The sequence below is a fragment of the Parabacteroides gordonii MS-1 = DSM 23371 genome, from assembly GCF_000969825.1.
Lineage (GTDB): Bacteria > Bacteroidota > Bacteroidia > Bacteroidales > Tannerellaceae > Parabacteroides > Parabacteroides gordonii.
Genome location: NZ_KQ033920.1, coordinates 958,675 through 971,404, shown reverse-complemented (window position 1 = coordinate 971,404; position 12,730 = coordinate 958,675). Strand labels below are relative to the sequence as shown.

8 protein-coding genes are annotated in these 12,730 nt (G+C 42.5%); 4 read left to right on the top strand and 4 right to left on the bottom strand.

From position 1 onward, the window contains the following. Positions 1-7 precede the first annotated feature (7 nt). From HMPREF1536_RS21050 to HMPREF1536_RS21035, 4 genes are all read right to left on the bottom strand, one after another. The gene (locus HMPREF1536_RS21050) at positions 8-3,172 is read right to left on the bottom strand and encodes a SusC/RagA family TonB-linked outer membrane protein (protein WP_028729186.1); all 3,165 of its coding nucleotides are present in this window, start codon (positions 3,170-3,172) and stop codon (positions 8-10) included. Between the two features lie 87 nt (positions 3,173-3,259). Continuing rightward, complete coding sequence (locus HMPREF1536_RS21045; RefSeq protein WP_028729187.1) at positions 3,260-4,171, bottom strand: dihydrodipicolinate synthase family protein; 912 nt, start codon at positions 4,169-4,171, stop codon at positions 3,260-3,262. A gap of 4 nt (positions 4,172-4,175) precedes the next feature. Then, positions 4,176-6,767 carry a sodium:solute symporter family protein gene (locus HMPREF1536_RS21040; RefSeq protein ID WP_028729188.1) on the bottom strand — a complete coding sequence of 864 codons (2,592 nt, stop codon included), beginning with the start codon at positions 6,765-6,767 and terminating at the stop codon, positions 4,176-4,178. A gap of 25 nt (positions 6,768-6,792) precedes the next feature. Then, a complete protein-coding gene (locus HMPREF1536_RS21035; RefSeq protein ID WP_028729189.1) occupies positions 6,793-7,506 on the bottom strand; it encodes a FadR/GntR family transcriptional regulator in 714 nt (237 codons plus the stop codon). A gap of 374 nt (positions 7,507-7,880) precedes the next feature. Here HMPREF1536_RS21035 and HMPREF1536_RS21030 point away from each other — a divergent pair, with 374 nt between their 5' ends. The 4 genes from HMPREF1536_RS21030 to HMPREF1536_RS21015 all read left to right on the top strand — a co-directional run bounded on the left by HMPREF1536_RS21030 (position 7,881) and on the right by HMPREF1536_RS21015 (position 12,584). Continuing rightward, entirely contained in the window at positions 7,881-9,425 is a 1,545-nt protein-coding gene (locus HMPREF1536_RS21030; RefSeq protein WP_028729190.1) for an acyl-CoA carboxylase subunit beta, read from the top strand. 13 nt (positions 9,426-9,438) lie between these two features. Further along, positions 9,439-10,950 (top strand): acetyl-CoA carboxylase biotin carboxylase subunit, encoded by a 1,512-nt coding sequence (gene accC / locus HMPREF1536_RS21025; RefSeq protein ID WP_028729191.1) that lies wholly within the window; start codon positions 9,439-9,441, stop codon positions 10,948-10,950. Between the two features lie 15 nt (positions 10,951-10,965). Continuing rightward, on the top strand, positions 10,966-11,490 hold the full coding sequence (locus HMPREF1536_RS21020; RefSeq protein WP_028729192.1) for a biotin/lipoyl-containing protein: 525 nt from the start codon (positions 10,966-10,968) through the stop codon (positions 11,488-11,490). A 140-nt stretch (positions 11,491-11,630) separates the two neighbouring features. Next, positions 11,631-12,584, top strand: coding sequence for a tyrosine-type recombinase/integrase (locus HMPREF1536_RS21015; protein ID WP_044193114.1), 954 nt, complete (start codon positions 11,631-11,633; stop codon positions 12,582-12,584). The last annotated feature ends 146 nt before the right edge of the window (positions 12,585-12,730 follow it).

Here is a 12,730-nt window from a genome sequence, read left to right as displayed (position 1 = left end):
TTTTGTTTTAGAATGTCACTTTAACTCCGATCGAATATTTACGAATAGGAGGGTAGTTATAGTAATCTTTATTATAAGTGGTAGAGGCTCCTACTTCGGGAGAAACACCCTTTACTGCTGTAAAATAATGCAGATTATTACCGGCCAGCGTGAAAGCAAGATTCTGAATACCCAGTTTGACCAATTTATTGGTCGGTACATTATATTGCAGACTGATCTCGCGGATACACAAATAATCACCTTTATAATTGAATATGTTAGAAGTACGGCTGAAGTTTGCGTTACCGTCATCCGGGTCGTTGGCTGTGAAACGTGCGTATTTTGTGTTGTCCCCTGGTTGTGTCCAACATTGTTTCACTTCATCGATCAAAGTGTAGTTATTGGCAAATGTATTCATGAAATAACGCATTTCGGAATTGTTATTGATGGAATGTCCCAAAGCCCAATCCAGGAAGATATTCAGAGTGAAATTCTTATAAGTGAAATTGTTGTTCAATCCACCTGTGGAATGTGGCACAGTGTAACCCAGTAAGAACTGGTCCTGGCTGTCGATATAATCTTTTCCGTCGCGTGTCTGGCTACCTTCGCGATTCTTCCATTCGTAGTCGCCGACTTCTTTACGTCCTGCTATATTCTTACCATCCGAATGACGGTAACCTTTGGCGGAACTGTCATACATTGCATTATCCGCCTGTTGTTGAGTTTCAAGGATATGATCGACAACGTAGCCATAATAACTATACAGAGATTCTCCTTCTGCGGTTCCGCCAAAGGCCGTTCCGTCGGCTAAGGTAATACCTCCGATACGGTTTTTATCGCGGCCGTTATCCGGTAGTTTCAGTACTTTGTTTTTTACAAAACTCCAGGTAAACTTGGATGTCCATGTGAAATCTTTTGTTTCAATGTTGGTTGAACCTATTTCAATATCGAAACCGTAGAATTTAACCTTACCGATATTTGTTTGTACGTCTTCAAATCCGGACGTGTTAGGCAGCTCTTTACTGAATAGCAGATTGTCAGTTCTTTTGTCGAAATAATCGGCATTGATGTTTAAGCGGTTATTAAACATCGATAAATCGAAACCGGCATCCAGCTGTGTCGAAACCTCCCAAGTTAATCCCAGGTTAGGCATAGTAGAGGGGACGATACCGGCTACACCGTCGTATTTGGCATCCGTAGAGTATTTGCCATAAGCATCATACAGTCCGATCGTATTGTTCCCTGTCTGACCGTAGCTGATACGCCATTTCAGGTTATCGATAGCTTTAGCGTTTTGCATAAAACTTTCGTCCGACATCACCCAGCCTACAGATGCGCCGGGGAAGAAACCCCATTGATTGCCACTTGCAAAACGTGAGGATGCATCTTCCCGGAATGTTGCCGAGAATAAATATTTTTTCTGGAAATCATAGGATAAACGTCCAAAGTAGCCGATTGTAACGTCGTCTGTAAAGTCACTCTTGGCATCTTTTTTATTAGGGCCTGCTGTTAATGTCGGTACTTTATCGGAGCTTGCACCTGTGACAGTCGCTTCCATTGTTTGGTTTTTATCTTTCTGATACGAATAACCAGCCATGATGGAGAAAGAATGATCTTTGATTGTTTTGTTATATGTACCGTACGCTTCCAGTTTGTTTCTATCTAGTTCGCCGAATTTTGCTGTAGTTGTACGTAAACCGCTGAATTCGTTTGCTTTCTCGAAACTGTCGCTTCTCCAATGGTGGTTATAGGTAGACAATTGAACGTCGGCTCTTAATCCGTCGATAATGCGATAAGTCAGTTTACCGAAAGCGGACAAACGTTTTTCCTCCTTACTCTGGTCGTTGTAATATTGGTACCATAGCGGGTTGGGAGAAGTCGCGTTATAACCTTTGGTCGGCGTACCGTCTTCATTATATTTTTTCTGTGTGGGTGGCGTTGCCAGACCTCTGGATATCACATTCATTTGGTTGGGATATTCGGATGAGTTTGTTTTGGAATAGTCGAAACCTGCAGCAAGAGATAATTTGCTGTTGATTTTTACATCCAGATTATTACGCATGCTAAGACGGGAATAATCGGTAGCCAAGGCCACACCGCCATCATCCGTATAGCCGACACTTGCACTGTATCTGACTGCATCGCTTCCGCCGTCAATACCTACATAATAATTCTGCCATAAAGCATTTTTATAGATTTCATCCTGAAAGTTATTATCCTGAAAGATCAGTGTCTTGCTTGGATCAAGTGGGTCAGGCATCGATTTATATCCTGCCGGAACACTTTCCCCATCTCTCAGGTAACGTGTAGAATAAATGGAAGATGCCGTATTACCGGAACTGGCAGAATAGCCATCCATCGAATTATATCTTGAATTCGGACCGACAGCCACTGCAGGGCGGACGATGTTCAGGTAATCTTCGGCACTCATGAAATCATATAATGTTTCAGCCTGTTGCAGAGCTACATTTGCTTCGAATGTAATCCGGGGAGCCTGGTTGGCTGACCCTTTTTTCGTCGTGATCAGGATAACACCGTTTGAGGCTCTTGATCCGTAAATGGCAGTAGATGCTGCGTCTTTCAGTACTTCGATAGACTCGATATCATTGGGGTTAATACCGGAAAAAGCGCGTTCGACACCATCGACAAGGATCAGCGGATCGTTGCTTTTGTTGATAGAGGAACCTCCTCGGATACGGATGGTTGCATCGGCACCCGGAGTATTGTTGTTGGAATACAACCTGGCTCCGGCAATTTTGCCTTTCAAACCTTCGCCGATCGTATTTACTGGCACATTCTTTAATGCATCTCCGCTGACTTTAGTAATAGCAGATGTGATGGTTCTTCTCGATTGTGTGCCGTAACCGACAACGACAACTTCATCCAGACCAACCGTAGATGCATTTAAAGTGATATTTAAAATAGATTCGTTTCCTACTTTCACTTCTTTCGTCGTATATCCTATAAAAGAGAAAATAAGTGTAGTTCCTTTAGGTACACTGATATTGAATTTGCCATCCAGATCTGTGATCGTACCGGATGTGGCACCTTTAACAGCCACGGAAACGCCGGGCATCGTTAGTCCTTCATTATCTATTACAACACCTGAAATATTCACTTCCTGAGCGGAAACCGAGATAAAAGGGAATAATAAAAGGATCAATAGTAGACATAAATAATTAATTTTATTCATCTTTGTACTGGTTTTAAAATAGTGTTATTTTAAGATCGACACCGGGGAATAGGCAACCGACCAAAGTTTTTATTCCCCGTGTCTTTTTTATTTTGGTAAAAAGCCGATTTTATACAAATCGTTTTTCAGCATATCGTATTCTTCATCGCTTACAGGCGAAATGGGTAATCTGCATTGTCCGCATTCTATTCCTATCAGATTCATAATTGCTTTTCCTCCTCTTACACCTCCTCCGTATTTAATGATTATTTTTACTATTTCAATTGATTTCATCTGAAGTTCCCTGGCTTTTTGCATATCGCCTTCTTCCATTGCTTTCAGGATGCCGTGATACACATCCGGAAGATAATTATAGGTGCTGCCAACGCCGGCAACTGCGCCAAATGCAAGTCCGGATATCAGAATTTCATCGTATCCGTGAAGTACTTCAAACTCACCATTATTTAATGCCAGGCATTCTCCCATCTCCATTAGATTGTTATGGGTGAATTTGGTTCCGACAAGATTGGGCATTACTTTTTTACCTTCTTCCAGAAATGCAGCAACAGATAGAGACACCCCGGTCATTGACGGCATATTATAATAGTAGAAAGGTAATTCTTTTGCAGATTCTGCTATCGGAGCAAAAAATGCAATTAACTCTTTCACGCTTCCAGGTTTAAAGAAACACGGGGCCATCGATGCGATGGCATCTGCACCTGCTTCAGTTGCATGACGGGCCAATTCCATAGCTTCAAACTGTGAGTTGCTTCCAACATGCGCAATTACTTTGAAACGGTGGTTCGCTGATTTAATCCATTGTTCCAGAATATTTTTGCGTTCTTCTGTTGTGAGTGACAGGGATTCTCCTGTTGTTCCGCACACGAATACTCCTGTCATACCTGATTCAGCCATTAGGTCGGCATACTTGTCGATTGCGAAAAGGTTTACTTTTCCATGAGCATCCATAGGAGTAAAGGATGCTGCAATCAATCCTTTCAGACGTTGATAATTCTTCATGTCATTATTTTTTAGAAAATATTTTGTAAATAGTCAGATGATCGATATTCTTTTTGTGACCCGGTATAACCAGGCTTGCTATATATCCGATAACGAAACAAGAGATAAACCCTGTTGTTGTATATAAGAGTAGATGAACGTATTGGAAATGAATCATAATAAGTTGAATGAATATGCTACCGATTATTCCGCATAAAGCCCCGGTTGCATTAGCTCTTCTGGTGATCATTCCCAGTAAGAAAAGTCCTCCTAAGCTACCCAGGATTATTCCTAGTATTTTATTGAATTCATCCCATAATGACTTTATTTCCCAGGTTGCCATTGTATAAGCAAAAGCAATACCGGCTATACCTAATAATAATGTGGAAATTTTAGCTGCATGCAGACTGTTTTTCGAATCATCAGTAACTATTTTACTATGGATATCGACAATATATGCTGTGGCGGCTGAATTCATACTACTACTGAGTGTCGACATGGCAGCCGCGAAAATACCGGATATTAACAGGCCTGTTACCCCTTGTGGCAATTCAGAATAAATATACCAGGGTAGGATGGCATCACCATCTGTAATAGTTAGACTCAACTCTGCCGGGCTATGCTTATAATAAACGTAAAGAACTGTTCCGACAAAGAAAAACAGTAAGGTTGCAGGAATAGTAAGAAAAGCATTTGTCAGGACACTTTTCTTGGCTTGCTTTTCTGTTTCTGTTGTCATATATCGTTGCACCATAGTTTGATCGGTTCCGTAAGTCGTTAGATTAGTAAAGAAGGTTGCGATCAGTACAGTCCATAAAGTAGATTGCTTTAAATCGAAATTTAAACTACCCAGGTCAAATTTATTATCGGAAGCAGCTTCCCGGATGACACCGGAAAAGCCATCCGGAATATTAGCGACTGCGATTATAACAACAAGAATCGCACCTCCCAGTAAAACGACAACTTGTAAAGCATCTGTCCATACCACAGCTTCAATACCTCCCATCATTGTATATATCAGGCTTAAAATCCCCATCAAGCCGATACAAAGAAATATGTCGAAACCTGTTACAACGTTCAATGCAATTGCAGGCAAAAATAAGACAATCCCCATTCTTCCAATCTGGAACAGAATAAAAGCCAAACTGCAAATGACACGGATTAACGAGTTAAATCGTTGTTCTAGATATTCGTAAGCCGTTGTTACATTCAGTTTCCGATAAAATGGAATGAATAAATACAGGATAATAGGAACAACCATTAATATACCTGCATTGACTAACATATAGCTCCAATCAGACGAGTAGGACTTTGCCGGAATAGACATAAAAGTGATCGCACTAAGGCTTGTACCGAAAATACTTAATCCCACAGCCCACCAAGGTAAACGGCCACCCCCTTTGAAATAATCGTCCGTGTTCTTTTGTTTTTTCGAGAAATAGTAACCTATCCAGGCCAATGATGCAAAGTATAGAATAATGACGATAGTGTTCACTACGCCCAGTCCTTTTTCAAAAGGTATAATTTCTCCTTTTAGTATTTGAGGAGTACGGATACCAGGTTTTATCTCTCCGCTTGTGAGATAAAACGAATTATCTTTACGGGCAATGTTTGTTGTAACGGGAATAGAGTAGGGCGCTGTCTCTTTTTCAATCAACGTATTCGTAATAGTATGGTATAGACGGACAGTGTTATCAAATCCGGGATGTTTATCGGAACCAGATATTAATTGTGGTACACCGCCTAAGAAAAGAATATGATTTGCTCCTGTTGCTATCGCTGTTCCGGCCATCACCGGGAATTGCAGATCTAATTTTTTCCAGATATTTAGTCGTGGATTATAGGCAAATCCATCCGTTAATACCTCAACGGATCCGTCGGCTTTATAGTTACGTCCGCTGAAAAGATAGAAACATTTGTCAAAGCCATCGCTTTGAGCAGCACTAACGGCATATCCGCGGGGGGCTCCCGGCCAGGTAGGAAGTGTCTTCCATCCTTTTTTGCTGTTTGCCAGGTCAAGCATAAAGAAATGTCCGTTTGCTTCCTGCACATCCATTCTTTCCTGACCACCGGCAATGTAAATTTTATTATCCAACAGAACGCCGGTTGAGTTTGCTAGCGGAACTGGTAAAGAAGGCCAGTCTGTATCTATTTTTACTTTTCCATCTTTTAATTGAAGTAAGAAAACATCACTATAACATTGTGTGGAATCGCATCCTCCGATACATAAGATGCCGGAAGGCAATTCAATAGAATTTCCATATGCTAATGTTCTAGGTAAACATTCCTTTATAATATTCCATTTAGCATCCGGATCCTGTACATTAATATAATATAATGTATTCCACCAGGTTTTATGACCACCATTCCAAGGGGTGGCATCCGGAAAATTAGCGCCACCGCCTACAAGCAGGTTGCTGCCGATAAATCCGGAGAATGCTCCCGCAATACCAATGTTTGCCTTTCCGTTAATTTCAGGCAAAGCCAATGTGTTGCTCCATTCTATTTTTTCCATATCCGGATATTCGGATGAAATGCTTCTGGTATTAGCCTTTACCTGGAAAACTGTAAAAAGGCAAATCCAGAAAAGTGTTTTTATTTTAAATGTATTAGACATGGTATGACAATTTGTTGATCGGTTTTTATGTTTTGCTATTCATAAATCTCTTGTAAACTTCAAAATGTAGTTCGATTGCTTTGCGGTAACCCGTTTCATCTTTTTTCTTTAGATATTCAAGCAAGTCTGCGTGGGTAACTATCTGGTCTTTTTCTTTCATCTCGATATTGATGGGTTCGAGCAAATCTTTGAATTTGTTTTTAACAAACACCATGACAGGATGAATTATTTCCTGAAATTCAGAAATTGTTTTATTACCGGTTATTTCATACAGTTTTGCATGGAACCTGAATTCACTTACCGGAGCATATTCGTTGTTCTCAAAAACAATACCCATTTTTACTATCTCCTCTAATTCTGCAATATCTTCAGGAGTTATATTTCGAAACAAGTCGCTACACATCCCTATTTCAAGGGCGATTCTGAAACCGAGAATATCGAACAAAGCTTCTTCGCTTAATATACGTGGATCGACTACCCGTTTCATTCCACCCAAAATGGAAGGTTCCCGCAAAATCATTCCTCTACGGGTACGGCTTTCTATCATGCCCATCATTTTCAAACGGCTTAATGCTTCGCGTAAAACACTGCGGGCAACGCCAAGGGCTGCGGCCAGTTCCAGTTCATTGGGGATTGGATCTCCTGTGCGCAAATCTTTTTCCTTGAGATAGTTGAGTAGTTTATCTTCGACCTGGTCTACTAATGTAAAGGTCTGACTATGTAATTTTAAAGAATCCATAAGTATATATTAGATTTATAATTCGTATTAATCTTATTTGTCAGACAAATAAAAGAAAAAGATTTTATATCACGATAACAAAAAGAGAGAAATTTGTATATTTTAACTTGCAAGACACAAATCAACAGTTAGGAATAAAACTTTTATTCCTGCTGGATATAAATTATATCAATCTCCTCATCAATAAATTCAATCGGTTTTCATAACTATTACGTTCCTGCAAATGTTTATATTGTAAGAACATTAAAAGATGAAGTGTTCTTTACTGTGTAATTTATCATACAGTTTAAGATATATGTTACTCTTATTTTTGCGAGATACATGATTTAGCAAGCAATTTTAAGTTCATCAATCAATAAAAACCGACAATCGCCATGAAAGAGAAAATTGATCAATTGGCTGCTCTAAACCATCAGGCAGAGCTGGGAGGCGGTGAAGACCGTATCGCGAAACAACATGCAGCGGGTAAACTTACAGCCCGTGAGCGTATCGAACTTCTACTGGAAAAGGGAAGTTTCGTGGAAGTAGACAAGTTTGTAACCCATCGATGCACGGAGTTCGGGCTGGAAAAACAACGTCCGCTGGGCGATGGGGTCGTAACCGGATACGGACTGATCGGAAAACGTACCGTATTTGTTTTTGCACAGGACTTTACTGTATTTGGTGGTGCTCTTTCGGAAACCTATGCCCGGAAGATTTGCAAGATCATGGATATGGCCATGCAACTGGGAGCACCTGTGATCGGGTTGAACGACTCGGGTGGTGCACGTATCCAGGAAGGCGTACGGTCGTTGGCCGGTTATGCGGAAATATTCCTGCGTAATTCGATGGCTTCCGGTGTGATCCCGCAGATCAGTGCGATCATGGGGCCGTGTGCAGGTGGAGCGGTTTATTCGCCGGCCTTGACTGATTTTATCTTTATGGTAAAAGACTCCAGTTATATGTTTATCACCGGGCCGGAAGTGGTAAAGAGTGTAACGCAGGAAGAAGTGACGATGCAGGAGTTGGGCGGCTCGGAAGTTCATAGCAGCCGTTCGGGAGTAGCTCATTTCACGGGAGATAACGATATGGATTGTATCCTGAAGATACGCGAACTGATGTCGTTCCTGCCGAGCAACAACATGGAGGAACCTCCGTTTATTCCGACAACCGACAGTGCCAACCGCATCGACGAACAACTCAACAAACTGATCCCCACCAATCCGAACCAACCGTATGACATGAAGGAATTGATTGAATCGGTAGCGGACGATCACAACTTTTTCGAAGTACAGGAAGAATATGCCAAGAATATCGTGATCGGTTATATCCGCCTGAATGGTAAAACGATCGGGGTGGTTGCCAATCAGCCCTCTGTCATGGCCGGGACACTCGATATCAATTCATCGGTGAAGGCTGCACGCTTTGTCCGTTTCTGCGATGCTTTCAATATACCGCTGCTTACGCTGGTAGATGTTCCGGGATTCCTTCCGGGCGTTAATCAGGAATATGAAGGTATTATCCGTCATGGAGCCAAACTGCTTTATGCTTATTGTGAGGCGACTGTCCCGAAAGTAACGGTTATTACCCGCAAGGCTTATGGTGGTGCCTACGATGTAATGAGCTCCAAACATATACGCGGAGATATCAACTTCGCTTATCCGACTGCCGAGATCGCCGTAATGGGCCCCGATGGTGCCGTAAATATCCTGTTCCGCAAGGAACTGAAGAAAGCGGAAGATGTGGAAAAGAAGCGTAAGGAACTTCAGGACGATTATCGCGAGAAGTTCGCTAATCCGTACCGCGCTGCCGAACTGGGCTATGTCGACGAAATCATTGAACCCTCCGGCACCCGTGCCCGCCTGATCCGCAGTTTCGAACTGCTTGCCAACAAACGGCAGTCGAACCCGCCGAAGAAACATTCCAATTTACCACTTTAATACGCGAACGATTATGATAAAGAAAGTATTAGTAGCCAACCGCGGCGAAATTGCGATGCGAATCTTTCGTACCTGCCGCGTAATGAATATACCTACCGTTGCGATCTACACGCATGTAGACCGGGGAGCCTTGCATGTACGATATGCAGAAGAAGCTTATTGTATTTCAGAAAATGAAACGGATACTTCCTATCTGAAACCGGATGTAATCCTGCAGATAGCCCAAAAGACCGGTGCCGCCATCCATCCGGGATACGGTTTCCTGTCGGAGAATGCCGACTTCGCCCGCCGTTGCGAGGAAGAAGGGGTAATCTTTATCGGCCCGAGTGCCGACGTTATCGCCCGCATGGGAATAAAGACGGAAGCCCGCAAGATTATGAAAGCGGCCGGAGTACCTGTTGTGCCCGGTACGGAAGAACCTGTCTCGGATATTGCCGAGATACGCAAAGTGGCGAAGGAAGTCGGCTATCCGATCATGCTGAAAGCCCTGGCCGGTGGCGGTGGTAAAGGTATGCGACTCGTACGTGAGGAAGCGGGACTGGAAGAAGCCTTCCGCCTGTCGCGTTCCGAAGCCGGTAACTCGTTCGGGAACGATGCGATTTATATCGAAAAATATATTGAGAACCCGCACCATATCGAAGTGCAGGTATTGGGAGATAAATACGGAAATGTGATCCACCTCTACGAACGCGAATGTTCCATCCAGCGTCGTAACCAGAAGGTGATCGAAGAATCCCCGTCTCCCTTTGTGAAGGAGGAGACACGCCGGAAGATGCTTGCCGTAGCCGTGGAAGCCTGTAAGAAGATCGGTTATTACAGTGCCGGAACGTTGGAGTTTATGATGGATAAAGACCAGAACTTCTACTTCCTGGAAATGAATACCCGCCTGCAGGTGGAACATCCGGTGACGGAAGAGGTTACGGGTGTCGACCTCGTTCGCGATATGATCCTGGTAGCTGCCGGCAATCCGTTGCCCTACAAACAGGAAGATGTAGAGTTCAGGGGAGCCGCCATCGAATGTCGTATCTACGCGGAAGATCCGGAAAATAACTTTATGCCTTCACCGGGTATTATCAAGGTGCGTGAAGCCCCCGAAGGACGTAACGTCCGTCTGGATAGTGCCGCCTATGCCGGGTTCGAAGTATCCCTGCATTACGACCCGATGATCGCCAAGCTATGTACCTGGGGACGCAACCGCGAGTCGGCCATTTCCAATATGGCACGTGCCCTGCGCGAATATAAGATTCTGGGGATTAAGACGACGATCCCGTTCCATCAGCGTGTATTACACAACGAAACATTCCTGAAAGGGAATTACGACACGACCTTTATCGACACCAAGTTTGACAAGGAAGACTTGAAACGTCGCCAGAACAATGATCCGCTGGTTGCTGTCATAGCAGCCGCCCTCAAACATTTCGAACAGGAGAAAGAGGCTTCCGCCCGTATGACGACTGTTCCGCTGGTAGGCGAATCTTTATGGAAATATTACGGTAAACTGCAGATGACTGCCAATAACTATTAAAAGGAGGATCTGATTATGTCAAAAGCATTAGCAACCTATTTTGCAACAGTGAACGATATGCCGGACACCGAATTCAAGGTGGAAATACTCGAAGACGGCCCGGTAAAGAAAGTCTCCGTGAACGGTAAGATATACAATGTCGATTATAATGTGGGAGGGGATAGCATCTATTCCATCATTCTTAATCATAAATCGCATGGTGTCCAGATATCCAATATCTCAGACGATGTGTATGAGGTCAAGAACAAAGGCGATTATTTCCAGGTACAGGTAATCGACGAACTGAAGAAGATGCGTCTGTCGCGTATCCAGTCTGTCGCGGTAGGCCGTCAGGTTATCACGGCACAGATGCCGGGCGTGATCCTGAAAGTGAACGTGAAAGCAGGTGACGAAGTGAAAGCCGGTACGCCGCTTTGTGTCCTGGTAGCCATGAAGATGGAGAATGAGATCCGCAGCCCGATCGACGGTGTGGTGAAAGAAGTGTTTATCACGGATGGCGATAAAGTTTCCGTAAACGACAAGATGATGGTCGTTGAGTGATTTAATAGTAGATTAAGTTTTTGTTGGGAAAAGCGTTGGCGATATTATTGCCAGCGCTTTTTTTTAGTTTGGACGGTACAAACGTAATCTAACTATCGCTTATATTTGTTTCATATTCATAAATTTAAAATTAGAGAATTATGTTAGTAGAACAAAGAAAAAAGAAAAAAGCTCTCGCTTCTGTGTTGAACTATATCGATTATTTGCAGGAGAAGAAATATGCATCCGGTAAAAAGGGGACAGCTGTGTTATATCAAGCAACCCACAACCAGTTGGAACTGTTTCTGGGTAAAAAAAAATTGACAATGAAACAGATAGATGCGCGGTTGGTCAACGACTTTGTAACTCATCTTCAGTCATTAAATCTGAGCCATAATTCAGTAAGTAATTATGCCAGCATATTCCGGAGTGTGTATAATAGTGCCATTTCTGAACACTTGGTTAGTCCCAAAGAAAATCCTTTTCAAAAACTACATTTACGTCCTGTACCATCGTATAAACGTTCGATAGGAACAAATGTAATAAAGGATATGATACAACTGGATTTGGGAGGGAATAAACGATTGGATTTTGCTCGCGATCTGTTCCTTTTCTGTTTTATGGCATGTGGAATGACTTTTGTGGATCTGGCGCATTTAACCCGTAAGAATCTGCATGGGAATGTGCTGGTTTATTATCGTATAAAAACTAAAACGGAAATACGTGTAACGATCACTCAGGGAATGCGTAGCTTATTGGAAAAATATTCAGATGCAGAGTCTGAGCTACTATTCCCTATATTGAAATCAGTGGATGTATCTTATGAGGCCTATAAGGTGGCTTTGAGAACCTATAACCGGCGCTTGGCTAAAATCGGTAATATGTTGAATTGTCCTGTAAAATTGACTTCTTATGTGGCGCGCCATTCCTGGGCAATGTGTGCAAAAGAAAACTCTGCATCAGCGGCAATAATAGGTCAGGCATTGGGGCATACCTCTGAACGAACAACAAGATTTTATCTGAGCGATCTGGATCAATCGGTAATTGATCGGGTTAATTTGAAAATCACGGGATTTGTGGAAAAGTGGATGAATAAACGAGAGTCTAAGAATTGACCCTTATTTATGGAATAAGGGTCATTGCCAATAATTCAGTAGAAAAATAATGTAATATTTATTACCCTATACTACCAAATGGCTTGAAAATCTTAAACGCTGCAAATGTAAAAAAATTAAATGGATAAATCTTTAGCCAAAAGAAT

Bases quoted from the DNA above. Each gene is read 5' to 3' on its own strand.
- HMPREF1536_RS21050 (WP_028729186.1), bottom strand. From the start codon at position 3,172: ATGAATAAAATTAATTATTTATGTCTACTATTGATCCTTTTATTATTC.
- HMPREF1536_RS21045 (WP_028729187.1), bottom strand. From the start codon at position 4,171: ATGAAGAATTATCAACGTCTGAAAGGATTGATTGCAGCATCCTTTACT.
- HMPREF1536_RS21040 (WP_028729188.1), bottom strand. From the start codon at position 6,767: ATGTCTAATACATTTAAAATAAAAACACTTTTCTGGATTTGCCTTTTT.
- HMPREF1536_RS21035 (WP_028729189.1), bottom strand. From the start codon at position 7,506: ATGGATTCTTTAAAATTACATAGTCAGACCTTTACATTAGTAGACCAG.
- HMPREF1536_RS21030 (WP_028729190.1), top strand. From the start codon at position 7,881: ATGAAAGAGAAAATTGATCAATTGGCTGCTCTAAACCATCAGGCAGAG.
- accC (WP_028729191.1), top strand. From the start codon at position 9,439: ATGATAAAGAAAGTATTAGTAGCCAACCGCGGCGAAATTGCGATGCGA.
- HMPREF1536_RS21020 (WP_028729192.1), top strand. From the start codon at position 10,966: ATGTCAAAAGCATTAGCAACCTATTTTGCAACAGTGAACGATATGCCG.
- HMPREF1536_RS21015 (WP_044193114.1), top strand. From the start codon at position 11,631: ATGTTAGTAGAACAAAGAAAAAAGAAAAAAGCTCTCGCTTCTGTGTTG.